Genomic DNA, 21,349 nt, shown 5'->3' with positions numbered 1-21,349 from the left:
ACGATCGCCCGCGACGGCGGGACCTTCGTCGCCGGCAAGTTCGACCAGCTGGCCCGCAACGCCCCCTACGCGCCGTTCGTGGCCGCGTTCCGCGACCTGCTGCGGCAGACGCTCGGCGGCGGCGGCGAGCGGCTGACGCGGGTGCGCGACGCGATCTTGCGCGCGGCCGACGGCCACGGGCAGGTGCTCGTCGACCTGATCCCCGAGCTCGCGCACGTGATCGGCCCCCAGCCGCCGGCGCCCGAGCTCGGGCCGACCGAGGCGCTCAACCGCTTCAACCGGCTGGTCGACGAGTTCGTGCAGACCTTCGCCGGCGGCGACGGCCCGCTCGTGCTCTTCCTCGACGACCTGCAGTGGGCCGACCTCGCCTCGCTCAAGCTGCTGCAGCTGTTCTTGACCTCGCCGTCGCCGCGGCGGCTGCTCGTGGTCGGGGCCTACCGCGACAACGAGGTCGGGCCGACGCACCCGCTCACCGCCGCCGCCGACGAGCTGCGCGGCAAGGGCCTCGGCATCCAGCAGCTCACGCTCGGGCCGCTCGCCCCGCACGACCTCGGCGAGCTGCTCGCCGACGTGCTCGGCGGCGCCGTCGAGCACGCCATGCCGCTCGCGCGCGTCGTCTGGCGCAAGACCGACGGCAACCCGTTCTTCGTCGGCCTGTTCCTGCGCGGCCTCTACCAGGACGGCCTCCTGCGCGCGAACCCCGGTGAGGGCGCGTTCACCTGGGATCTCGCCGCGATCGAGGCGCGCGAGGTCACCGCCAACGTCGTCGAATTCATGAGCCAGCGGCTGCGTCGCTGCGGCGAGGCGACCCAGCGCGCGCTGCGGCTCGCCGCCTGCATCGGCCACAAGTTCACGCTCGCCGCGCTTTCGACCATCTGCGTCGAGACGCCGCAGACGACCGCGGCCGCGCTGTGGGAGGCGCTCGAAGAGGGCCTCGTCCTGCCCGACAGCAACGACTACCGCTTCGCCCACCACGCCGCGCCGGCGCTGCCCGGCGCGGGCGAGGACGTCCTCGAGCTGTCCTATCACTTCTCCCACGATCGCGTGCAGCAGGCCGCGTACGCGCTCGTCGCCGAGGATCAGCGCGCCGAGACGCACCTGCGGATCGGTCGGCTGCTGCTCCTGCGGCTCGGCGGCGAGCCGCGGCCCGACGAGCTGTTCGACGTCGTCGACCACCTCGACCTCGGCCTCGAATTGATGCGCGACCCGGCCGAGCGGCGGCAGGTCTCGGCGCTCAACCTCGCGCTCGGCCGGCACGCCAAGAAGTCGACCGCCTACGCGGCCGCGGCCCAGTACCTGCGCGCCGGCATCGCCCTGCTGCCCGACGGCGCGTGGGACCACGACTACGCCCACACCTACGCGCTGCACTGCGAGCTCGCCGAGTGCGAGTCGCTCGCGGGCGCCTACGAGCGCGCCGAGCCGCTGTTCGACCTGATCCACGCCCACGCGCGCGACAGCGTCGACCACGCCAACGTCTACATCCTGCAGATGCGGCTGTATCAGGTCGCGGGCCGCTACGACGCCGGCGTCGACCTCGGCGTGCGGGGGCTCGCCCTGTTCGGCGTCGACATGCCGGACGGCGACGACGCGCTGCAGACCGCGATGACCGACGAGGCCACCGCGGTCGCCGGCAACCTCGCCGGGCGCCCGGTCCCCTCGCTGCTCGACGCCCCGCTGATGATCGACCCGGTCCACCGCGCGATCCTCTCGCTGATGGTCGGGATCATGCCGTGCGCGTACATCGGCCGGCCGAAGGTGTTCCCGTACTTCGCGCTCATGGCCGTCAACTTCTCGCTGCGCAACGGCAACGCCGAGGACTCGTGCTTCGCCTACAGCGTGTACGGCTTCATGCTCGTCTCCGTGTTCGGCGACGCCGCCGCCGGCTACGCCTTCTCGGAAATGTCGATCCAGCTCAACGAGCGGCTCGGCGACACCAAGCTGCGCGGCACCCTGCTCCACCTGCACGGCGACCACATCAACTTCTGGGTCCGCCCGCTGCGCACCGACTTCCCGATCCTCGAGCAGGCCTTCCACGCCTGCGTGTCCGCCGGCGACCTCGTGTATGCCTCGTTCCTGGCCTTCGAGACGGTCTGGCAGCACATCGAGGTCGGCACCCCGCTGAGCGAGGCGCGCCGCGCGGCCGAGCGGTTCGCCGCGTTCGCCCGCGAGAGCAACAACGAGGCGGTCTACGAGACCATCCGCCTGCAGCAGCAGTTCCTCGACAGCCTGGCCGGGCGCGTCCGCCCGGGCACCTTGCTCGACAGCGACGACTTCGACGCGGCCGAGTGCCTCGGGCGATTGACGCGCGCGAGCTTCGGCTGCGGCATCGCCTTCTATCACATCATCCGCCTGGTCCTGCTCTACACCTACGGGCGCCACGACGAGGCGCTCGCCGCCGCCGCCGCCGCGCGCGAGGTGCTCGGCGCGGTGATGGCGATGCCGATCGAGGCGACCTTCCACCTCTACGAGGCGCTGGCCCTGTGCGCGCGCGCCGGCGAGGGCGACGCCGAGCAGGCGCTGGCCGACCGCGACCTGCTGCGCGGCGACCTCTACAAGCTGTCGCGCTGGGCCGACGACTGCCCGGAGAACTTCGAGCACAAGTACCTGCTCGTGCGCGCCGAGGAGGCGCGCGTCACCGGGCGGACGCTCGAGGCCGAGGAGCTCTACGACCAGGCGATCGCGTCGGCGCGGCGCAACGGCTTCACGCAGTACGAGGCGCTGGCCCACGCGCTGTGCGGCGAGTTCTACCGCCGGCGCGGGCGCGGCTTCATCGCCCCGGTGTACATGCGCGCCGCCCACGACGGCTTCATCCAGTGGGGCGCGCCCGCCAAGGCCGCCCTGATCGCCCGCGAATTCCCGCAGCCGGCCGCCGCCCCTGCGGTCACGCACGCCGCGGAGGACCGCGGAGCCGTCGACGTCGGCGCGGCGCTCGATCTCGAGACCGTCGTCCGGCTCGGGCAGGCGCTCGTCGGCGAGATCGAGCTCGACAAGCTGCTCGACCGGCTGGTCCGGATCGTCATGCAGAACGCCGGCGGCACGCGCGTGTTCCTCGTGCTCGACCGCGACGGCGCGCTCGAGCTGGCGGCCGCCGCCACGGCCGACAGCGACGTCGTCGAGGTCGTCCCCGGCACGCCGCTGGCCGCCCGGCCCGACGTCCCGGCGAGCCTCGTGAACTACGTCGCCCGCACCCGCGAGGCGGTGGTCCTCGGCGACGTCGCCCGCGACCCCCGCTTCGCCGCCGATCCCGCGCTCGTCGCCCGCCAGGTCAAGTCGGTGCTGTGCCTCGCGCTCGCGCACCGCCGGCGCACCAGCGGGATCCTCGTCGTCGAGAACGACCTGATCCGCGACGCCTTCGGCCGCGGCCGCGTCGAGCTGCTGCAGGTGCTGTGCGCCCAGGCGGTCACCGCCGTCGAGAACGCCCTGCTCTACCGCCGCGTCGTCGACGCCAGCCACGCCCTCGCCCGCGCCAACGAGCGCCTCGAGGCCGACGTCGCCCAGCGCACCGCCGACCTGCAGGCCGCCAACGAGCGCCTGTCCGCCGAGCTCGGCGAGCGCGAGCGCGCCGAACAGGCCCGCGCCGCCATGCAGGAGGAGATGATCCGCATGCAGCAGGCGCTGCTCGCCGAGCTGTCGACGCCGATGATCCCGATCACCGACGCGATCGTCGTCATGCCGCTGATCGGCACCCTCGACACCGCCCGCTGCGAGCACCTGCTGCACACCGCCCTCCAGGGCGCCGAGGCCGGGCGCATGCGCGTCGTCATCTTCGACGTCACCGGCATGAAGGGCATCGACACCGGCGGCGCGATCGCCCTGATCAACGCCGCCTCGGCGCTGCGCCTGCTCGGCGCGCGCACCGTGGTGACCGGCGTCAGCCCCGACGCCGCGTCGCTGTTCGTCGACCTCGGCATCGACCTGCGCGGCATCGCCACCCACGGCACCTTGCAGGACGGCATCGCCTTCGCCATGCAGCTGCTCGCCGGCAAGCGCCGCGGCGCCGTCTAGAGCGGCTGCTAGAGCGGCTGGTAGAGGAGCAGGTTCGGCGTGCCGGTCGGGTTGCCGGCGACCCTGTCGCGCGTCGCCCACTCCACGAGCTTCGCCTTGACGGTGCTCCACGGCGCATCGCCGAAGACGGCCTTGTACAGGGCAGCCGTGCCGGCCACGTGCGGCGAGGCCATCGACGTGCCGCTCGCGGAGCCCGTGGCGCTCCCGATCCACGTCGAGCGGATGCCGACGCCCGGGGCGTAGGCCGCGACACACGGGCCGTAGTTCGACCACACCGCCCGCCTGTCGGTCTTGTCGGACGCGCCGGCGGCGAAGGCCTTGGACGCGCTCGCCGGCGAGTAGTTGCAGGCCGGCGCGGCGTTGTTGCCCGCGGCGACCGCCACGAACACGCCGGAGTCGGCGAGCCGGTCGACCGCGGCGTTCAGGGCGGCCGACTTACCTGCCCCGAGGGACATGTTTGCCACGGCCGGCTTGATGTGGTTCTTCGCGACCCACTCGACGCCGGCGATGATGCCGGAGATCGTGCCCTTCCCGCTGCAATTGAGCACGCGGACGCCGCGCAGGAACGACCGCTTGGCGACCCCGTGCACGGTGCCGCCGATGGTGCCTGCCACGTGCGTCCCGTGGCCGTGACAGTCCTGCCCGTTACCGCCGAACGCGTCGAACATCGCCAGCGCGTTGAAGAAGTCCGGGTGATTGCTCTGGATCCCGGTGTCGATGATGTAGGCGCGTACACCCCAGCCGTCGCGGAAATACTCGTACTGACCGTCGAGGGCGCCCGTGCGCTGATCGATGCGGTCGAGGCCCCACGGCTGTCCGGCGGGGTCCATCAGCTGAGTCGTGTCCGCGGTCACGATCTGGTCGGGCTCGATGAACTCGACGTCGGCGCGCATCTCGAGCTTCTTGAGCTGGCCGGGGCTCAGCGCGCCGGCGAAGCCGCGCATGGACTTCTTGAACACGTGGTCGGGCTGGGCGGCGACGTCCGCCACCGCCGCGTCGGGGTCGGCGTCCGCCTTCATCTTGACGATGTAGCGGCCCTTGATGTCCTTGGGGCCGACATTCTTGACCTTCTTCGGCTTCCCGTTGAGCGGCAGGGCGTCGCCCGCGTCCGCCTCCGGACCGGGCGGCAACGGCGGCGGGGGCGGGTCGAACAGCTCGATCTTCTCCTCCTCCTCCCGCAGCGCGAGCTCGCCGGCATCGAGCTCGCCGTCCACTTGGTCGTCGGCGCATCCGCCGAGCAGCGCGGCGCCGCCGAGCAGCAGCGGCGTCGTCGCCGCGAAGATCGTCGTCTTGAGGGTGTGGGTCCAGCTTGCAATGTAAGTATCTGTCATGGTTCTCGGCCTCCCCCCGCGCGAGGACGCGTCATCGTGAACCGCGCAGGGATGAAAGTCGGCATTACAGTGACCCCGCCTCGCCCGCGGACCAGCGACGCAACCCCGAAACGCCGAGCCTCCCGTCGGTCCGTGCACGCGGTCGAATCGACCGGACGAGAACAACGTTCACGGGTGCGGGCCTTTTGTGCGGTGGGAGACTCGTCGAGGCGCGCCGCCGGGGCCGTCGACGAGGCGGCGACGGCGACCCTGATGAATCACCTCACCGGCTCGCTCGGACGCCGACTGCTCGCAGGGTGAGCGACACGCGGCGATCGTAAGACCGGCCGGTGATATGAATCAATCGAGCGGACACATGTTCCACCGACGCGAAGATCCGTGCGAGGTCGACAGGGCGCGGCCTGGACTCCTCGCGAACGAACACGGAGCCCGTGCCCGTCCCCGTGAAGATTCCCGGGCTCCGGCGTACGCGGAAGGCCACGATGCGGCCTCACCCCATTCGCTCGGCCGCCGCCGGCGCCGGCCCTCCGAGACCGTGTTGGCCGAGCCGCGACTCGGAGCTCCGCCGCGCGCGCCCCGCCCGACACTGGCGGGCTCGGGCAACGCTCTCGCCATTCGGCGCACGGCGCGGACGAGCGCGGGGGAGAGCGTCGACGGAGCCTCTCGGAGCAGAGCCAGCGGGATGGCGAGCCTGGTGGATTTCGCCGCCCGGCACCCTCACGATGAGGGCATGGGCGACGCAGGCACAGCGGACCCGGCCAGGTACCGGGCCACCGAAATCGTGTGCCAGCGCGACGGCACCGACATCTACCGCGCGGTGCGGGTGGAGGACAACCGCGCGGTCGTCATCAAGACCCTGGACCCGCGGCTGCGGCCGGCGCGGGAGCTCGAGCGGTTGCGGGCGGAGTACGAGCTCGGTCGTTCGCTCGACCTCCCGAAGACCGTCAAGCCGCTCGCGCTCGACACCTATCGCGGCCTGCCCGCGCTGGTCCTCGAGCACTTCGACGGGAGCTTCCTCGAGCAATTGCTGACCGCGACGCCGCTGCCGCTCGAACGCTTCCTCTCGCTCGCCGTCGGCATCGCCGCGGCCGTCGAGGAGCTGCACCGGCGCGGCGTGGTCCACACCGACCTCAAGCCGGACAACATCGTCGTCGACCCCGTCGGCGGCGAGGTCAAGCTGACCAACCTGGGCGTCGCCTCGCCGCGCCACGCCGACCCGCGGCAGGGGCAGGCGGCCGGGCTCCTCGCGGGCTCCCTGCCGTACATGTCGCCGGAGCAGACCGGGCGGATGAACCGGCCGCTCGACTGCAGGACCGACCTCTATTCGCTGGGCGTGACGTTCTATCGCATGTTGACCGGACGCTTGCCGTTCCACGCCGGCGATCCCCTCGAGTGGATCCACTGCCACGTCGCGCGCCGCGTCACCCCGCCCGCCTCGCTGCGCCCCTCGATCCCCGCCGTCGTCTCGGCGATCGTGCTGAAGCTGCTCGCCAAGGCCGCGGAGGACCGCTATCAGAGCGCGCGCGGCCTTCGCCGCGATCTCGAGCGGTGCCTGGCGGCCTGGCGGACGCGCGGGCGCTGCGAGCTGTTTCCGCTCGGCGAGGACGACCTGTCGGAGCAGCCCTGCGTGCCGCAGGAGGTCTACGGCCGCGAGCGCGAGCTGGCGGCGCTCCTCGCCGCATTCGCCATGGTGGTCGAGACCGGGGCGGCGGGCGTCGTGCGCGTCTGCGGCTATTCGGGGGTCGGCAAGTCCTCGCTCGTCCACAAGCTCCAGCGGCCGATCGTCCAGGCGCGCGGGTTCTTCCTCGCCGGCAAATTCGATCAGTTCCAGCGCGACATCCCCTACGCGACCATCTCGCAGGCGTTCCGCGCGCTCGTCCGCGACATCCTCGCCGAGCCGGAGGCGCGGATCGCCGAGTGGCGCGCGCGGCTGACCGCGGCGCTCGGCCTGCACGCGCGGCTGATCGTCGACATCATCCCCGAGCTCGCGCTCGTCCTCGGCGAGCGGCCGCCCCTGCCGGAGTTGTCGGGGTCCGACGCGCAGAGCCGGTTCCACCTCGTCTTTCGCCGGTTCGTCGAGGTGTTCGCCGCCAGGGAGCACCCGGTGGTGCTGTTCCTCGACGACCTGCAATGGGCAGACACGGCCAGCCTCACCCTGCTCACCCACCTGGTCACCCACCCCGACACCCGCCATTTCTTGTGGGTCGGCGCGTACCGGGACAATGAAGTGACCTCCGCGCACCCGCTGATGGCGGCCTTCACGAGGGTGCGACAGGCGGGCGTCGCGGTGTGCGACATCATCCTCGCCCCGCTCTCGGAGGAGCACCTCGCCGCGCTCGTCAACGCCACGTTCGGCCATCGCGTCCGCGACGCCGCGCTCCTCGCCGGCGTGATCCACCGCAAGACGGCCGGCAACCCGTTCTTCGCGCTCCAGTTCCTCGGCATGCTCCACCAGGAGGGGCTCATCGCGCTCGACCCGGCCTCCGGCCTGTGGTCCGGGGACATCCCGCGGATCCGCGCCAAGGCGTCCACGAGCAACGTCGCCGACCTGATGGTCCAGACCGTGCGGCGCCTGTCCGCGTCGGCGCAGCAGGCCCTCGCGCTCGCCGCCTGCCTCGGCGGCACCGTCGAGGTCGGCGTGCTCGCGGCGCTCAGCGACCGGCCCGAGGAGGAGCTGCACCGCGACCTGTGGCCCGCCGTCCGCTCGGGCCTGCTGCTCAGCGACGACGACGCCTACAAGTTCGCGCACGACCGCGTGCAGGAGGCCGCCTTCTCCCTCACGCCCGCGGCGGAGCGGCCCGCCGTCCACCTGCAAATCGGCCGGCTGCTGCTCGCCCGTCTCGCGCGCGACGAGCTCGACGCGCGGGTGTTCGAGGTCGCCGGCCACTTCGAGGCCGGCGGGGGCCTGCTCGAATCGTCGGAGGAGCGGCGGCGGATCGCCGAGCTCCAGCGCACCGCCGGACGCAAGGCCAAGGCCTCGACCGCCTACGCCGCGGGCGCCCGCTACTTCTCGGCCGGGCTCGCGCTGCTCGGCGCCGACGCGTGGGAGGCTCACCACGCGCTCGCCTTCTCGCTCGCGTTCGAGCGGGCCGAATGCGAGTACCTGCAGGGTCGATTCGACGCCTCCGAGTCGCAATTCGCGACGCTCTTCGAGCGCGCCCGCACCCGCCGGGAGCAGGCGGAGATCCGGCGCGTGGAGGTCGACCTGTTCACGAGCCAGCAGGAGCTCGGCACCGCGGTCGCGCGCGGGCTCGACGGCCTGCGCCTGCTCGGCGTCGAGGTCGCGCCGCATCCGACGCGCGAGCAGGTCCGGCGCGAGCTCCAGACCATCCGGGACGAGCTCGGCGATCGGCCGATCGAAGCGCTCATCGACCTGCCCCCGCTGACGGATCCGGACATGCGCGCGGCGCTCGGGATCCTCGCCGTGCTGTTCGCCCCCGCCCTCAACACCGACCCCGAGCTGCCGTTCCTCTGCTACTGCCGGATGGTCCAGATCAGCCTGCGCCACGGCAACTGCGAGGCCTCCGCGCTCGGCTACGCGTACTTCGGCATGGTCCTCGGGCCGTCGTTCGCCCGCTATCGCGAGGGCTATCAGTTCGGCAAGCTCGGCTACGACCTGGCCGAGCGGCTCGAGCTCGTCGCCTACCGCGCCAAGCTCCACTGCATCTTCGGCGACTGCATCTGCTTCTGGACGCAGCACCTCCGCGGCGCGCTCCGCTACCTCGAGATCGCCTTTCAGGCGGCGCTCCAGACCGGCGACATCACCTTCGCCTGCTACTGCTGCAACCATATCACGTCCGACATGTTCATCCTCGGCGAGCCGCTCGACCAGATCGACCACGAGGCGGAGCGGCGGCTGGAGTTCACGCGCAACGTCAACTTCCCCGGCTCCGCCCAGGCCATCATCGGGATCCAGCGGCTGGTCCGCAACCTCCAGGGCCGGACCGAGCGCTTCTCGAGCTTCAGCGACGACACCTTCGACGACGACGATTACCAGCGCCGGATGGACGAGTCGTCGTGGACGGTCGTCAGGTGTTGGTATTACATCCTGAAGCTGCAGGCGCGCTTCTTCGCCGGCGATTACGCCGGGGCGCTGGCGGCCGGCGACCGGGCCGCGCCGATCCTGTGGTCCACGCTGGCGCACATCCAGGAGCCCGAGTACTGGTATTATTACGCGCTGGCGCTGGCGGCCCAGGCCGCGAGGGCCGCGCCCGAGCGGCTGCACGAGGCCCTCGCGGTCCTGGCGCGCCACGAGGCCAAGCTCGCGGAGTGGACGGCGACCTGCCCGGAGAACTTCGGCCACAAGCACGCGCTGGTGGCCGCGGAGATCGCCCGACTCGAGGGCAGGGACCGCGACGCCCTCCACGCCTACGAGCGTGCCATCCGCGGCGCGCGCGACCACGGCTTCGTGCAGAACCAGGCGCTCGCCGACGAGCTCCTGGCCCGCTTCTACCGCGAGCGAGGGCTCGACGTGCTCGCCGAGACGCACCTGCGCGCCGCCCGTGCCGGCTATCTGCAGTGGGGCGCGCACGGCAAGGTCCGTCAGCTCGAGGCGGAGGAGCCGCGCCTGAGCGACGCGCGGTCGGCTCGGGCCGACGCCGCCGACACCGTCACGGCCGATCACATCGATCTGCTGGCGGTGACCAAGGCGTCGCAGTCGATCTCGAGCGAGATCGTGCAGGAGCGGCTGCTCCACCGCCTGCTCACCGTGGTGCTCGAGCAGAGCGGCGCGCACACGGCCCACCTGATCCGCGTCCGCGGCGGCGAACTGACGCTCGAGGCCAGCGCCACGCTCGACGAGTCGGGGACGCGCGCCGACCTGCGGCGGCGCGGCCCGACCGGGCTCGCCCGGCTCGTCCCGACCTCGCTCGTGCAGTACGTCCATCGCACGCGGGAGCGCGTCCTCCTCGACGACGCGCGCGCCGACCCCGGTCGATTCGGCCAGGACGAGTACGTGCGAACGGCCCAGCCGCGCTCGCTCCTGTGCTTCCCGATCCGCCGCCGCGGCGCCGTGCACGACGTCCTCTGCCTCGAGAACAGCCTGATCCCGAGCGCGTTTCGCCGCGAGCAGCTGACCGTCCTCGAGCTGCTCGCCGCCCAGGCCGCCATCTCGCTCGAGAACGCCACCCTCCTGGGCCAGGAGCAGGCGGCGCGGCGGGCCGCCGAGGAGGATCACCGGCGCGCGCGGTTCCTCGGCGACGCCAGCAAGCTGCTCGGCGAGTCGCTCGACTACGAGGAGGTGCTGCATCGCCTGGCCGACCTGTGCGTGCGTTCGTTCGCCGACTGGTGCGTGATCGACATCCTCGAGGAGGACGAGCTCCGGCGCCTGATGACGACGCGCGCCGACGCGACGTGGCACGTCCAGCTCGAGGAGCTGCGGTCGCGCTACCCCCCGCGCATCGACTCGCCGCACCCGGCGGCGGAGGTGATCCGCAGCGGCGCGCCGATCCGCCTCGAGATGAGCGAGGAGACGCTCGGGCGCTACTGCGTCGACGAGGGCCACGCGCGCCTGCTCCGCGAGTTCGGCATCGAGACCGCGATCGTGGCGCCGCTCCCGGCCCGCGCGCGGATCATCGGCGCCATCACCCTCGGCTCGACGCAGCCGGGCTTCCGCTACGAGGCCGCCGACCTCGAGCTGCTCGTCGAGCTCGCCCGCCGCGCGGGGATGGCGATCGACAACGCCAGGCTGTACCGCCAGGCCCAGGCCGCGCTGCGGCTGCGCGACGAGTTCCTGTCGGTGGCCTCGCACGAGCTGCGCACGCCGATGACGTCGCTCACCCTGGCCCTGCAGACGATCGTCAAGAAGACCACCGTCGAGAAGCCGCTCGATCCGCAGATCACCGGCAAGCTGCTCGACCTGGCGCTGCGGCAGTCGGGGCGGATGAACCGCCTCATCGACGACCTCCTCGACGTCTCGCGCATCGAGACCTGGCAGCTCGCGCTGGCGCTCGTCGAGGTCGACCTGTGCGGCCTCGTCCGCGAGATCGTGGCCCGGTTTCAGCCCGACCTGGCGCGCGCCGGCAGCACGGTGTCGATCGAGGGGGAGGCGCCGGTCGTGGGCCGCTGGGACCGCTCCCGCATCGAGCAGGTCATCTCCAACATCCTCGCCAACGCCGCCAAGTTCGGGGCCGGAGCGCCGATCGAGGTGGCGGTGACCGGCGAGCGAGACGTCGCCCGCCTGACGATCACGGACCACGGCATCGGCATCGACCCGACCCGCCTGCCGCGGATCTTCGAGCGCTTCGAGCGCGGCGTGTCGGCCCAGAACTACGGCGGACTCGGGCTCGGGCTCTACATCGCCCGCCGGATCGTCGAGAGCCACGGCGGCTCGATCCGCGTGGCGAGCACCCCGGGCGAGGGCTCGACGTTCACCGTCGAGCTGCCGCGCGCACCACCGCCGCCGGCCGCCGCGGCAGACGGAGGTCCCCGGGCATGACCGCCGACAATGATGCGAGCTGTGTCGTCCTGGTCGTCGACGACGACTCGGACGTCTGCGAGACGCTGCAGACGGTCCTCGAAGTGTCCGGCTATCGCGTCGCCGCCGCCGCCAACGGCCGGGAGGCGCTCGACGCCCTGCGCCGCGGGCTCCGCCCCTGCCTCATCCTGCTCGACCTCATGATGCCGGTGATGAACGGGCTCGAGTTCCGCGCCGAACAGCGCAGCGATCCTGCCATCGCCGCGGTCCCCGTGGTCGTGGTCTCGGGCGATCACCACGTCGCCGAGAAGGCCACGGAGATGGGCCTGGAGGGGCTCGCCAAGCCGATCGACATCGACGACCTGCTGCAGCTCGTCGCTCGGTTCTGCGGGCCCCCGACTGAGATGCAGTGAGGCTCCTGTGCACATTCCCGGCGGCCGCCGGCCGCGTCGCCACTCGCTGAAATCTCGATTCATCGTACGATGAATCGCGATTGCAGCGAGCGCGGGCGAGCCCGCGCTCGCCGTCCTGCCGGGCCCGTCACTGGAGCAGCAGCGGCGGCCTGACGGTCTTGGTGTCGGTCAGCGTCTTGAGGTACGCGACGACCGCGGCCTCCTCGTCGAGGGTCAGCGCGAGGTCTCCGAAGAAGCCGCCGATCGCGAGCGTGCCGTTCTCCTCCGGCTTGGGCCAGCAGTTGGCCGCCAGCGCCTGCGCCTCGGTCCAGCTCCGGCTCTCGTCGCAGCGCGTGATCCCGAAGCCGGCGGCGGTGGCACCGCTCACGTCCGCCGTGTTGTAGAAGTGGACCAGGCTCTCGAGCGACTTGAACCAGCCGTTGTGGGTGTAGGCCTTGACGAAGCTCTTGTACGGCCGCTTGTCCACGTTGCGCAGGGTCGGCGTCTTGTGCTGCCCGCGAAGGTTCTCGTCGCCGAGCCTGCGCTGGCCCAGGCCCAGACTGCCCTCCGGGCCCGGGATCAGCGGATTGGCGGGCACGCCGATGTTGTGGAAGACCGCGTCGGTGTAGAGCTGGTCCCGCTCCAGGCCCATCCTCCTGATGGCCGCGAGGCCCGCCGAGGTCGTCGGGTCCGGGGCCGGGGCCGTCGGCGAGTTGTCGTGGCAGAGGGCGCAGCCCGCCTTGCCGTAGAACAGGTCGTGGCCGCGGTTCTCCTGGTCGGTCAGGCCCCGGAGCGGGAACGACACGTCCGCCCCCTCCACCTTGATCTCGGCGGCCAGCGCCTTGTCCCGCTTCGAGCTGAACGAGTTGACCTCGGCGGAGGATTGCCAGGCCGCGAGCGCCACCGCGACCCGCTTGAAGCTGAGCATGAACCCGGCGGGGCTGCAGTCGATCTTCTCGCCCCAGGCCAGGACGTAGAGGAGCGAGTAGAACGACTTCGCCACGTGCTTGCAGACCTGCTTCTCGCTGATGTTCTGCTCGACCTCGTTCGGGAACGGCTGCAACGCCTGATCCGCCAGCGGCCCCAGGTACTGGCCGAACAGGCTCTCCAGAGTGGCGCGGCCCTTGAACACCTCGGCGCCGATGTGCGTGGTCGACCCGCCGAACACCGGCGTGTCGTTGCCCTCGGCGCGGCCGTCCCAGAACAGACCGCCGCAGGGCAGCTCGGACGGGGCGCACGACTCCCGGAGCGGGATGTTGCGCGCGTACGCGTTGCTCGGGGTCTTGATCGAGCCCACCGCGCCCGGGACCGCGCCCGGCGCCGCCACCTGACCGTTGTTGATCTTGAGGTCCCGGAGGGTCCAGCCGGCGGCCGGGTCATGACAGCTGGCGCAGGCTTGTCGCCGCTTCGGCACCGAGATCTCGTCGAAGAAGACGAACTTCCCGAGCTGTTCCAGGCTCAGCTTGCGCAGCCCGAACGAGCGGGCGGTCGGGACCTCGCCGTCGAAGAGCAGCTCGAGCGGCAGCTCCTCCGGCTCCACGGCGTCGTCCGCCGCGGCGTCCGCGAGGACGTTCGCCTCCTCCTCGGCGGTGAGGTCGAGCCCCTCGTCCGGCTCATCGTCCGCCGCGGGGCTGTCACACTGTAAGAGTCCTGTGATCGGGCTCGCCAATAGCGAACCGATCATGAATGCGTGCATAGATGTGGGCATGCTGAAATCAACCTCCGTACGAGTCTTCGCCCGGATTTCGACCCCCCGACGATGCGGGCAACCCCTCGCCGGAGCAAGCCGCGCGGGTGCTGGCTGTCACCTGGACAGATGCTCGCAGGCGACACGAACAACGCACGCGCGGCGCCCTGTCGATGAAAATCGCAGGACTGCGGATCACGGCGGTCGCAGACCCTGTGCGCCGGCGCCATCGCGTCGCCGCCGGATCGTCGGCGAAGTGCACCATCCGGGCGCCGGGCGATGAATCACCGCTCGCACCGGCCTCCGGGCGTCACAGCGACCGAGTCTTCAATGCACCGACCTTCCGCCGCGCTGCAGCGGACGTGCCAGGGCTCGATCGGCTATCGCCGCGGCCCCATCGCCGCGCCGCAGAGAGTTCGTGACGCGCGACGTTCGGCGTCCCACGAGCCCCTCGAAGCGACCACATCGAGGCATCGCGCCTCCGCGCCGCGAGCCCCGGCGCGGCGAACGAACGGCCGAAGCGGGCGATTCGTGGGTGCTCGTCGCCTGGTCGCCCACGCACTCGTATCCACGCACATCGGCGGGCCCGGCGCGACCTCGCCGGCCGTCAGCGCGGCCCCGGCCAGGCTGACGAACACCCCGCGGTGCCGCCACGGGGTCCGATACCGGAGGGCGCCGTACAGAGGATGCACGCTCGTGTGGACGAGGACCGCGGAGGCGCGACGCGTGCACCGGCCCGCGCTCGTGCGATTGTGAGGGGCTGAAAACACATGCCCGAATTGTGGGCACCCGCGGCGGTGAACGGCGATGGTGGCGCTCGGACTCACCTCGGCTCGACGCGGGCGTCAGGAAGTCGGGCCGCGTCGTTCCACCACGGCGCGGTACTCGGCGGTGATGGTGGCCAGCTCGACGGCCTTGTCATCGGCAGGGCGGGTGGAGGTCGTCCGCTCGGCGTGGTCCATCCGCCGGTTCGCGAGGATGATCGCGGTGGTGGCAGGACGCCGCTCGTTCTCGTACCGCTCCAGGGCAGCGGGTACGTCGCCGCCGCAGGAGAGCTCGGCGGCGAGGGCGGCGGCGTCGAGCACGGCCTGAGAGGCGCCATTGGCGCCAATGGGATACATGAGGTGTGCGGCGTCGCCGAGCAGGGTGACACGGCCCAGGCCCCATCGCTCCAGCGGCTCGCGATCGATCATCGGGTAACGCAAGATCAGCGCGCTGCGCTCGAAGACGTCGCGGACGTCGAGCCACCCCAGGTCCCAGTCGGCGACGTGGGGCAGGATGTCGGCGAGCTGGCCGGGGACGTCCCAGCCCGCGCCGTCGACCGGCCCCGGCGCGCCCGTGCGGGCCAGCAGGACCCAATTGAGCAGCGCCTCGCCGCGAGCGGCATGCCGGGCGGAGATCGGGTACGCGATCAGGCGCGTGGCCCGCTCGTCGTTGGCCAGGATCATCGTGCGGCCGTCGAGGAAGCCGTCCAGCTCGGTCAGGCCGCGCCACATGACCACCCCGGCGCCGTTGAGCGCGCCGTGTTCGGGGTGGAGGCAGGAGCGGACGACCGAGTGCAGTCCGTCGGCGCCGATCAGGGCAGCGGCCTCGAACACGACGTCGGCGCCGCGAGCCCGGTCGTGGGCGTGGACGCGGACGGCGCCGCGGGTCTGCTCGAGGTCCTGCAGCCGCACCCCGGTGCGAATCGCGTGATCGCCGAGCCGTTCGCGGACCGCGTTCAGCAGCAGCGTCTGCAGTTCGCCGCGGTGAATGGAGTACTGCGGGCACCGGTAGCCCGCGGCGACGCCGCGCGGCTCCACCCACAGGGTCACGCCCTTGTGGTCGACGTAGCGGTGTTCGCGAGTGGGGATGCCGGTCGCCGCCATCGCGTCCCCCAGCCCGAGGGCGGTCAATTCGGCGACGGCGGCCGGCTGGATGTTGATCCCGACGCCGAGCGGGCGGAGCTGGGCGGCGGACTCCAGGATGGTTGCTGTGATGCCGCGGGCGTGCAGGGCGAGGGCCGCGGTCAGCCCTCCGATCCCGGCCCCTGCGATCACGATGTCGGCGGTGGTGTCGTTGCGCATGGCGTCCCTCGGATTGGATCAAGGCTGCAGCCGGGTGCTCTTCCAGCCCCCGGGCGCGAGGTCGAAGCGCAGCCGGCGATGCAGCCGGTTGGAGCTCGACGCCCAGAACTCGAGCGCGAGCGGCTGGAGGACATAGACCATGAAGCGCTCCGGACACGGCAGCGCGCCCGCTTCGGCGAGCCGCCGCGCCTCGGCGAGGAGCGCCTCGGAGGAGACCAGGGGCTCGCTCTGGTGCGACGCCGTCGACATCGAGTGCAAGGCGACCGGCCGCCTGTTCCACTCCGCCACCGCCCGGTCCCGCGACAGCGCCACGATCGTGCCGCTCACCGAGAGCTGGCGGCTGAGCTCGCGCCAGTAGAAGTGGCCACACGCGTACGGGACCTCCATGGAGTCCTTGATCTTGCGGCTCGTGGCATGCGTCGCGAAGACGACGCCGACGCCGGCGAACTCCAGGATGGCCATGACGCGCGACGACATCAGCCCCGAGCCGTTCGCCGTGACGAGCACCATGGCGCGCGGCTCGCAGACCTTCTCCTCGATCGCCTCGCGCAGCCATCGCTGGCCGATCGCGATCGGGTCGTCCGGTGGGTCGTCGTACTCGGGAAAGGCGAGGTCCGCCGTCCCCGTCATGCTTTCGAGCTTGCTGCTCATGTCATCTCCTCAGATGAAGTAGCTGCCGACGGCGATGCGATAGCCGTGGCCTCCCGCCGCGAGGCGCGGGCCGTCCGGCTCCATGCGGGCGGTCGCATCCATGCGCGACGTCCGGCCCATCTCCACGCCCTGCGTGATCCTGATCTTGTCGCCGAACGCCGCGCGACCGTGCCGGACCAGGTGCAGCGCCAGCGGGCCCGCCGCCGAGCCCGTGGCGGCGTCCTCGTTCACGCCGTAAGCGGGCGAGAACATGCGCATGCGCCAGCCGCCGGCGCCGTCCGGACAAAAGCACAGGGCCGCCATGTCCGGGTGGTCCGCCAGCCGCTTGAGGTCCGGCCGTACGGCTCCGAGCGCGGCGACGTCGCTCACCCCCACGAACACGTGCCGCGGCCCCACGTCGTACATCTCGATCGGCGACGTGCTCCCGTCCAGGCCCAGAGCCTCGAGGAGCTCGTGCTCGCGTTCATACCGCGAGACGACGGGGCTCGGCTGCTCCATCTGCACGTAGGCGGTGAACGGCTGGTCCTTGACGCGCTCGACGGCGAAGCGAAACGTGCCCTTTCGCGTCTCGAAATTCATCGCCGCCAGGCCGCGTTCCGCCGCCAGCGCCACGGCGGTGCCGAGCAGCGGATGACCCGCGAAGCCCAACTCGTTGACGGGCGTGAAGATCCTGACGCAGGCCGTCCCGCCGCTCCGCGGAGCGCGGATGAAGGTCGTCTCCGACAAATTGAGCTCGGCGGCGAGGCGCTGCATGTCACCGTCGTCGAGATCGTCGCAGGCGAAGAACACGGCGACGGGGTTGCCGGTGAAGCGCTCCTGGCCGAATGCGTTGACTACGGTGTATCTGTGCATATCGTCCCCTCCACCACTTCGAATGCGATCCGATGGTCGGGCGGCCTGCCGATGAGCTCGGCGGAGACGTTGCGCGGCAGGCTCGCCCGGTCCGGCCTGTCGCCGTGCCAGAGCATCAAGGCCCCCCAGCGGCGCGCGTCCCTGGAGGCGAGCCACAGCTTCGTCGTCAGGTTCGGGACGCGCTCCCATTCGGCGAACGCCTGCTGGATCGCCGGGCTCGCGGCCAATTCGTCGGCGTCGGGATCGCCGGCGCCGAGGTCCCACCACGCCAATTCAATCCACATACGCCGCGCTCCCCAGCCAGAACACCGCGTCGCGCAGGATCCGGGGCCCGTCCTTCGTCAGCACCGACTCGGGGTGGAACTGCATGGAGCAGAAGCTCGGCCCTCTCAGCCCGTGGACCTGATTCGACGCGGGGTCGCGATAGACGCTCACCGCGCCCCACGGGCTGTCGACGTGGTCGGCCTCGCAGATGGCCGCGAAGGTGTTGTAGAAGCCGGCCGTCTCCAGCTTCCCGAAGATCGAGATCTGCTTCTGGAGGCCCTGGTTCGGGGCGGGGAGCCGCTGGATGGGCAGCCCCAGGATCGAGCTCAGCATCTGGTGCCCGAGGCAGATCGCGATGAACGGCCGGGCCGCCTCCATCGCGGCCAACATCAAGCGCCGGCTGGTCGCTACCCGCGGGTCCGCCAGCTTGCACGGGTCTCCGGGGCCCGGCCCGACGATGAGCAGCTCGGAGCCCCGGACCTCGCCGATCGTCGCGTACGACTCGACCCTCACGGTCAAGCCGAGCTCGCGCAGCAGGTACTGCAGCATCGAGGTGAACGAGTCCTCGTTGTCGAGGATGACGATCGCGGGCGCCTCGCCGCGACGGGAGCGCGGCCGATCGACGCGCGCTTGCTCGCCGAGCCAGAAGCTCGACAGGCGCCCGTTCCACCTGCCGAGCGACTCCGCGACCGAGTCCTTCTTCGACAGGTCTCCGAGCGAGCCGCCGCCGATGGCGTTCTGGAGCGCGGCCGCCTTCGCCGCCGTCTCCTTCGTCTCGGACTGGGGATCCGACTCGCGGACCAGGGTCGCGCCGACGCCGATGGCGAGCTCGCCGTCGTTGTCGATCTCGGCCGTGCGGATCAGGATCGCCGAGTCGAGCAGCGGGCCGCGCTCGTCGTCCTCGACGATCGCCGCGACCCCGCTGTAGTACGAGCGCCCGCAGGTCTCGTAGCGGGCGATGACGCGCGTCGCGTTCTCCAGCGGGCTGCCGACGACCGTCGGCGCGAACATCGAGCGCTTCAGGATCTCGGCGACGGACAGCTCGGTGCTGCCCTCGATGCGATAGCCGACGTGCGCCAGCCGCGACATCTGGATCAGGTAGGGCCCGTGCGCGCGGACGTCCGAGCAGCAGATGTCGGTCATCATCTTGAGCTCTTCGTCGAGGACCATCGACAGCTCGTCCTCCTCCTTCCCGTTCTGCAGGAACTCGAGCACGCCTTCCTGCGTCGGACCGAGCGGGGGGAACCTGTAGGTGCCGCTGATCGGCGTCATGGTGACGGTCTTCGCCGCGAGCTTGATGTGCAGCTCGGGCGAGGCGCCGACGAACGTGATGCCGCGCATGCGGATGAAGAAGGTCCAGTACGCGCCGCGCTCCTGACGCAGGAGGTTGCGGAAGATCATCAATCCGACGCGGTCGTCGTATGCGTCGAGCCCGCCGGTGAGCGTACGCTTGATGACGAAGTTCGACCCTTCGCCGGTGCCGATCTCCTGGCGGATGACCCGATCGACGATGTCCGCGTAAGCCGCGTCGTCCGGCGTGAACGTGCAGTTGCGAAGATTGACCTGGGCGTCGGGGAGCGCCGCCAGTGCCGCCTCGAGCGGAAGGGCCTGATACTCGTCGACGCAGAGCGCCAGAGTCGGCTTCCGGTCGTCCTTCACCGTGAAGCCGCGCTCGGCGATCTGGCGGTAAGGCGCGACGACGAGGGTGCCCCAACGACCTTTCGCGCGCTGTTCGGCGTGGAGCCGGTCCAGGTCGGCGAGCTCGGCCAGGACACGCTCCGCTCCCGCCATCACCTCGAGGGTGGAGGCCTTGAACCGGTCGGGGCGGAAGACCAGCGCGTAAGCGTCGAACCGCCCGTCGATAGCTCTTTGCAGGATCGTCATTGTTTGCACACCTCGCTCACGGGCAGGACCTTCGCGCAGCACTCGGCCGCGTAGCTCAACGCCTGCGCGTGCTTCTGCTTCGAGAAGTCGGCGATGGCGTCCTGCACGAGGAAGACCTGGATGTCGCGCGAGTAGGCGTCGATGGCGCTGGCCAGGACGCCGATGTGGGCGTAGACGCCGCAGATGATGATCTGGTCGCGCCCGTGCTCGCGGAACGCCTCGTCGAGCGGAGTGGCGAAGAACGCGCTGTAGCGCCACTTGGCCAGCACCGCTTCTTGAGGCAGAGGCGCGATTTCCTCGGGGATCGCGGTGTGCGTGGTCGCGCTGCTCATCCCCTTGCCCCAGATGTCGTAGAGCAGGCCGCGCTCCTTGGGCGACATGTCGCCGCGCTGCGCGGTGTAGAAGATCGGGACGTGGTGCGCCCGCGCGTGCGCGATGAGCCTCCTGCAGCCCTCGACCAGGCTGCGGCGCACCGACGGCGGGAGCAGATCGAGGAAGTACTTTTGCATGTCGTGGACGAGCAGGATGCTGCGGCGGTCGTCCTGCGCCCACGTGACGATGTTCGCCGCGCTGAGCTCGGGCGCATGCAGCTCGTAGTCCTCGATGCGAGGAATTGCGATGTGCATCATAGCGGGATCCCCGTGCGGACGATCTTCGGGACCGGGAGGCCCAGCGCCTTGAACTGCTGGACCGGGTTCATGAACTCGCGCTGGAGCTTGATCTTGCCGCCCTCGAACTGAAAGTAGTGGATGAAGTGGTTCTCGTAGTAGCCTTCGGGGTAGCCCTCGAAGCGGATGGCGCCCTTGCCGTCGCACTCGACCCAGAACACGTCCGGGTCCTGCGTGTCGAAGATCGAGACGTTGTACCACTGCCAATCCGGAAAGCACCTCAGCGACCACACGGCGTGCGCAGCCAGGCGGTCCCTGCCGCGAATCATGATCGGCTCGCCGGTGTCGGTGGTCCACAGGCCGCCGCAGCCGTCCGCGGTGAACAGCTCGTGGCGCTTCAGGCGGGCCTGCCCGCGAGTCTCCATGTACCGCTGGACGATCTGACGATTGAGCTTACGAACGTCGATTTGAGGCATGGTGCTCATGTGCGAAGCCCTTTCGAGGGACGCTCGAGAACTCCGTCCGGAGAAGAACCGGGCGCTGGTCCTCGACGCATAGCATGAACCGAGACCGGCAGCGCGGCAGCCGGCAGGCCCCGGCGGGTGATGCTATCCACACGATGCAGCGGCGCCGAGTTCGGTCCATCCGGCCGCGGCCCGCGGCGCCGGTAGAATTTGAGGACAGCGCCAGCATTGACATTTGTCCCCGCGCGCAAGATTGACCAATGTGGGGCGCCCGCCCCGGTCACAGCTACGATTGCGCCTGCTCCGCTTCACCGCGCTCGACCTGCCGATCGTCGACGACTCGACCTGCGCCCGTTGCAGCACGACGGACCGATCGGCTCCCACGAAGCCGTCCATCAGCGCCACGAGCGCGGCGCCTTTGTCATCACCTCGAACAGCGCGGTCGACGAATGAATGTCGACATTCACGTCATTCGCGTCGACACGGAATTCTTCGCCGAGCTCGATCGCCGCGGCGCTCGCGGACCCACCAAGGCCCGCGGATGCGCTCCAGCCTCTCCGGCGCGATCCGCTCGAGGTTCTCCTGCGGCGTCGAGCGCTCGACCGGCCTGTCGTGCCGCTCGAGACCGCGGGAAGGCCCGGTAGGAGCTCGAGTCCGCAGGGCGAGGCTCGAGCTCGTCGTGGCCGAACCCGTTCATCTGCTCGTGGACCGGCGCTCGAAGCACCTGATC

Annotated in this window: 12 protein-coding genes; 3 read left to right on the top strand and 9 right to left on the bottom strand. The window is 70.9% G+C overall.

Translation table 11 applies throughout. From position 1 onward, the window contains the following. Window positions 1–4,005 (top strand): AAA family ATPase (locus tag K7C98_RS37440; protein WP_224196687.1); only part of this gene is annotated, 4,005 nt, incomplete at its 5' end. 8 nt (window positions 4,006–4,013) lie between these two features. Here the strand turns inward: K7C98_RS37440 and K7C98_RS37435 are convergent. Continuing rightward, entirely contained in the window at window positions 4,014–5,336 is a 1,323-nt protein-coding gene (locus K7C98_RS37435; RefSeq protein ID WP_224196686.1) for a S8 family peptidase, read from the bottom strand. A 730-nt stretch (window positions 5,337–6,066) separates the two neighbouring features. Between K7C98_RS37435 and K7C98_RS37430 the strand changes: the two genes are divergently transcribed. Both K7C98_RS37430 and K7C98_RS37425 read left to right on the top strand, forming a co-directional pair. Then, a complete protein-coding gene (locus tag K7C98_RS37430) occupies window positions 6,067–11,772 on the top strand; it encodes a sensor histidine kinase (RefSeq protein ID WP_224196685.1) in 5,706 nt (1,901 codons plus the stop codon). Beyond that, a complete protein-coding gene (locus tag K7C98_RS37425; protein ID WP_224196684.1) occupies window positions 11,769–12,164 on the top strand; it encodes a response regulator in 396 nt (131 codons plus the stop codon). The genes K7C98_RS37430 and K7C98_RS37425 overlap by 4 nt, the downstream gene beginning before the upstream one ends. Window positions 12,165–12,291: 127 nt before the next feature. Here the strand turns inward: K7C98_RS37425 and K7C98_RS37420 are convergent, their stop codons facing one another. The 8 genes from K7C98_RS37420 to K7C98_RS37385 form a co-directional block, all read right to left on the bottom strand. After that, complete coding sequence (locus K7C98_RS37420; protein WP_224196683.1) at window positions 12,292–13,812, bottom strand: cytochrome-c peroxidase; 1,521 nt, start codon at window positions 13,810–13,812, stop codon at window positions 12,292–12,294. An 863-nt stretch (window positions 13,813–14,675) separates the two neighbouring features. Next, complete coding sequence (locus tag K7C98_RS37415; protein WP_224196682.1) at window positions 14,676–15,896, bottom strand: FAD-dependent monooxygenase; 1,221 nt, start codon at window positions 15,894–15,896, stop codon at window positions 14,676–14,678. An 18-nt stretch (window positions 15,897–15,914) separates the two neighbouring features. Beyond that, window positions 15,915–16,547 carry a pyridoxal 5'-phosphate synthase gene (locus K7C98_RS37410; RefSeq protein WP_224196681.1) on the bottom strand — a complete coding sequence of 211 codons (633 nt, stop codon included), beginning with the start codon at window positions 16,545–16,547 and terminating at the stop codon, window positions 15,915–15,917. Window positions 16,548–16,556: 9 nt separating this feature from the next. After that, entirely contained in the window at window positions 16,557–17,399 is an 843-nt protein-coding gene (locus K7C98_RS37405) for a PhzF family phenazine biosynthesis protein (protein ID WP_224196680.1), read from the bottom strand. Beyond that, the gene (locus K7C98_RS37400) at window positions 17,381–17,671 is read right to left on the bottom strand and encodes a hypothetical protein (protein WP_224196679.1); all 291 of its coding nucleotides are present in this window, start codon (window positions 17,669–17,671) and stop codon (window positions 17,381–17,383) included. Before K7C98_RS37400 ends, K7C98_RS37405 begins: the two co-directional genes overlap by 19 nt. Before the next feature lies 1 nt (window position 17,672). Then, window positions 17,673–19,547, bottom strand: a complete 1,875-nt coding sequence (locus K7C98_RS37395; protein ID WP_224196678.1) for an anthranilate synthase family protein — start codon at window positions 19,545–19,547, stop codon at window positions 17,673–17,675. After that, window positions 19,544–20,173, bottom strand: a complete 630-nt coding sequence (locus K7C98_RS37390) for an isochorismatase family protein (RefSeq protein ID WP_224196677.1) — start codon at window positions 20,171–20,173, stop codon at window positions 19,544–19,546. The genes K7C98_RS37395 and K7C98_RS37390 overlap by 4 nt, the downstream gene beginning before the upstream one ends. Beyond that, window positions 20,173–20,631 (bottom strand): phenazine biosynthesis protein, encoded by a 459-nt coding sequence (locus K7C98_RS37385; RefSeq protein WP_263430181.1) that lies wholly within the window; start codon window positions 20,629–20,631, stop codon window positions 20,173–20,175. Before K7C98_RS37385 ends, K7C98_RS37390 begins: the two co-directional genes overlap by 1 nt. Between the last annotated feature and the right edge of the window lie 718 nt (window positions 20,632–21,349).

It is taken from the genome of Nannocystis pusilla, from assembly GCF_020073745.1.
Taxonomy (GTDB): Bacteria; Myxococcota_A; Polyangia; order Nannocystales; family Nannocystaceae; genus Nannocystis; species Nannocystis radixulma.
Note: the sequence above shows the minus strand (reverse complement) of the source record. Positions and strands in the feature narration are given on the sequence as shown.

Bases quoted from the DNA above. Each gene is read 5' to 3' on its own strand.
- K7C98_RS37395 (WP_224196678.1), bottom strand. From the start codon at position 19,547: ATGACGATCCTGCAAAGAGCTATCGACGGGCGGTTCGACGCTTACGCG.
- K7C98_RS37415 (WP_224196682.1), bottom strand. From the start codon at position 15,896: ATGCGCAACGACACCACCGCCGACATCGTGATCGCAGGGGCCGGGATC.
- K7C98_RS37410 (WP_224196681.1), bottom strand. From the start codon at position 16,547: ATGAGCAGCAAGCTCGAAAGCATGACGGGGACGGCGGACCTCGCCTTT.
- K7C98_RS37435 (WP_224196686.1), bottom strand. From the start codon at position 5,336: ATGACAGATACTTACATTGCAAGCTGGACCCACACCCTCAAGACGACG.
- K7C98_RS37430 (WP_224196685.1), top strand. From the start codon at position 6,067: ATGGGCGACGCAGGCACAGCGGACCCGGCCAGGTACCGGGCCACCGAA.
- K7C98_RS37405 (WP_224196680.1), bottom strand. From the start codon at position 17,399: ATGCACAGATACACCGTAGTCAACGCATTCGGCCAGGAGCGCTTCACC.
- K7C98_RS37385 (WP_263430181.1), bottom strand. From the start codon at position 20,631: ATGCCTCAAATCGACGTTCGTAAGCTCAATCGTCAGATCGTCCAGCGG.
- K7C98_RS37425 (WP_224196684.1), top strand. From the start codon at position 11,769: ATGACCGCCGACAATGATGCGAGCTGTGTCGTCCTGGTCGTCGACGAC.
- K7C98_RS37390 (WP_224196677.1), bottom strand. From the start codon at position 20,173: ATGCACATCGCAATTCCTCGCATCGAGGACTACGAGCTGCATGCGCCC.